Source organism: Candidatus Accumulibacter vicinus (assembly GCF_000584955.1).
GTDB lineage: Bacteria > Pseudomonadota > Gammaproteobacteria > Burkholderiales > Rhodocyclaceae > Accumulibacter > Accumulibacter vicinus.
In genome coordinates, this window is record NZ_JDSS02000019.1 from 223,210 (window position 1) to 226,273 (window position 3,064).

Annotated in this window: 2 protein-coding genes; both read left to right on the forward strand. The window is 69.9% G+C overall.

What is annotated here, in order from left to right:
* A partial coding sequence (locus CAPSK01_RS07430) for an SUMF1/EgtB/PvdO family nonheme iron enzyme (protein WP_034924550.1) occupies window positions 1–871 on the forward strand: 871 nt, incomplete at its 5' end.
* 152 nt (window positions 872–1,023) lie between these two features.
* Window positions 1,024–3,064: hypothetical protein (locus tag CAPSK01_RS22200; RefSeq protein WP_273703258.1), on the forward strand; the 2,041-nt coding region annotated here is incomplete at its 3' end.

Below are 3,064 nucleotides of genomic sequence, written 5' to 3' on the forward strand. Positions count from 1 at the left end.
CGACCTGCTCGCCGCGCTCGGCGACCCGCGGCGGGAACTGCTCGACGTCGACCACATGCGCTTCGCCTTCGTGCCGCGCGGCGCTTTCTGGATGGGCGACGAAGAAAGCAGCAAAGCGCCGCTGCACCGCAACGAAACGCTGGACTACGATTACTGGATCGCCGAATCGCCGGTCACGGTGGCGCAGTTCGCGCAGTTCTTCGCCAGCGCTGGCGGCGAATCGCCCGATCCGCAGGCCTTGCGCGATCCGCCGAACCGGCCGGTGGCAACGGTGAGCTGGCACGACGCCCTGGCCTTCTGTGCCTGGCTCGGTGAGCGCTGGCGCGAGCGGTTGCCGGCCGGCTGGTCGGTCGCCCTTCCGTCGGAAGCAGAGTGGGAGAAAGCCGCGCGTGGCGGCGTGGAGATTCCCGCCGCCGCGCAGTACGCCACGGTCGGCCCGGGCCTCGCCCTTGCCGACCCGGCACGGCGGAAGAACCCGCAACCACAGCGCGCCCGGCCCTGGGGTGACGAGTGGGAGCCCGAATGGGTGAATGCCGAAAGGATCGTCGGTGCGAGCAGCACGCCGGGCTGCTTCGAGGCCGGGCGCAGCCCAACCGGCTGCCTGGATATGGCGGGCAACGTCTGGGAGTGGACGCGCAGCCTGTGGGGCACCAATTGGCGGCAGCCCGCTTTCGTCTACCCCTACGATGCCAGGGATCTGAAACGTGAATACTTGAACGCTCCGGACGGTGTCTTGCGGGTCGTGCGGGGCGGCTCGTGGTACTTTCTTCGAGCCAACGCCCGCTGCGCCTCCCGCGACTGGTTTCACCCTGGCGGTCGGGATGCCCTTAGCGGTTTCCGGGTGGTGTTGCGTTCCTCCCCTGTTCTTTGACTCTGTCCTCTGTTCCCTCTGGCCTCTGTCACTCCGGATACTCCGACTCTGGAGGGGGTGCGGGGGAAACTTCCCCCGCCGCGCTGCGCCCTTGATTTTCACGACCCCGTCGCGTACGGTTTGCCCGACCTCAGCCTTCGCGAGCCGACAGCATGATCACCACCAGAAAAATCTTCCTCGCCTCCTCACAGGAACTCGAAGACGACCGCCGGCAGTTCGAGATTTTCATCGCTCGCGAGAACAAGTCGTGGGTCAAGCGGGGGGTGGAGCTCGAACTCGTCCTCTGCGAAGACTTCCTCGACGCGCTTTCCCGCACGCGCCTGCAGGACGAGTACAACGGCGCGATCCGTAGCTGCGACATCTTCGTCCTGCTCTTCTTCACCAAGGTCGGCCCCTATACGGCGGAAGAGTTCGCGGCGGCCTACGAGCACTTCCAGGCCACCGGCAAACCCGTGCTGTACACCTATTTCAAGGACGCGCCGCACCAGGGCGCGCGCGCCGATCTGCAGAGCCTGTGGGCGTTTCAGGACAAGCTCGAGGCCCTCGGCCACTTCCCGACCAAGTACGCGAACGTCGACCAGCTCAAACTGCACTTCTGCCAGCAACTCGACAAACTCGCCGCCAACGGTTTCGGCGACTCCCCGCCCGATCGGGCGGTGCCCGGCGGCCGCGGCTCCGCGGCGCCGCTCGAGCAGTCGGCCGACGACCGCGCCGTCATCGCCGATTACCTCGCCGCGCTGGCCAGCGAACTCGCCGGCCTGAAACTCGGCGAGATCGACGTCGCCGCCAGCGACACCCGCCGCGAGCCCTTGCAGCTCGCCGACGTCTATGTGCCGCTGGCCACGCATCTGCGCCTGCCGGAGCGGACGACGCTGGCGCAGTGGCTGGCAAGCGAGCGGCAGGGCGCGCGCGGCGAGCGCGCCGACCTCGAGACGGCGCGCGACAGCCGGCCGGTGTCGGCGCTCGAAGCGCTGGCGCAGCATCGGCAACTGACGCTGCTCGGCAGCGCCGGCAGCGGCAAGAGCACTTTCGGCGCCAGCGTCCTGCTCACTATGGCGCAGGCCTGGCCGGGGCGGGCCGATCGGCTCGCCGATCTGGGGGACGCCTGGACACACGGCGCGCGGCTGCCGGTGCGCGTCGTTCTGCGCCGCTTCGCCGAAGCGCTTCCGGCCGGCGGCGCGCCGTCCTGCGCCGGCGACCTCTGGGCTTTCATCGGGCGCTCGCTCGACGCCGCGGGCTACGGCCTGTCGCCCGCCACCTGCCAGACCATCCGGCGCGTCGCCCGCGACCAGGGGGCGCTGTTTCTGCTCGACGGCCTCGACGAATGCGGCAGCGAAGCCGCTCGCCAGCGCGTCCTCGGCGCGGTCGACGAGTTCATGCGCAGCGCCGGCCGGCACTGCCGTTTCCTGCTCACCGCGCGGCCCTATGCCTGGCCCGGCGGTGCGGACCCGGCGCAAGGCGTGTACTCGCTGGCCGACCTCGACGACGAACAGATCGAGCAGTTCATCCGCGCCTGGTACGCCGCGCTGGCCAGGCGCCAGTGGTTGTCGCCCGGCGACGCCGAGCGCAAGTGCGACGACCTGCTCGCCGCGCGCCAGCGCCCGGACTTGCGGCCGCTGGCGCGCAACCCCTTGCTGCTGACGCTGATGGCCTCCCTGCACGCCAATCGCGGGCGCTTGCCCGACGACCGCGCGGACCTCTACGACGACTCGGTCGATCTGCTGTTGCTGCGCTGGAACCGGCAGATCGGCGCCGAGAAGGCGCTGCTCGACGCGCTGGCCCTGCCGACGCTGAAACTCTCGGACCTGCGCGGCGTGCTCGAAGAGCTGGCCTTCGCGGTGCATGCCGAGAGCGCCGTCGAGCAGGACGTTCTGCACGCCGGTGCGGCCGCCGCCGGCGCTCCGGCCGATATCGGCGAAGGCCGCCTGCTGCAAGCGTTTCGGCGGCTGCTGCAGAACGATTTGAACAAAGCCGCGATCGTCGTCGACTACATCGAAAAACGCGCCGGCCTCCTGCTGGGCCAGGGCTTTCGCAGTGGCGAGCGGCAGTTCGCCTTCCCGCACCGCACCTTCCAGGAATTCCTCGCCGCCAGCCATCTCGCGGCGCGGCCGGATTTCGCCATCGAGTGCGCGCACCTGGCCCGCCAGGCCCCCGGCCACTGGCAGGTCGTGCTGCCGCTGGCGGCGCGGCTGG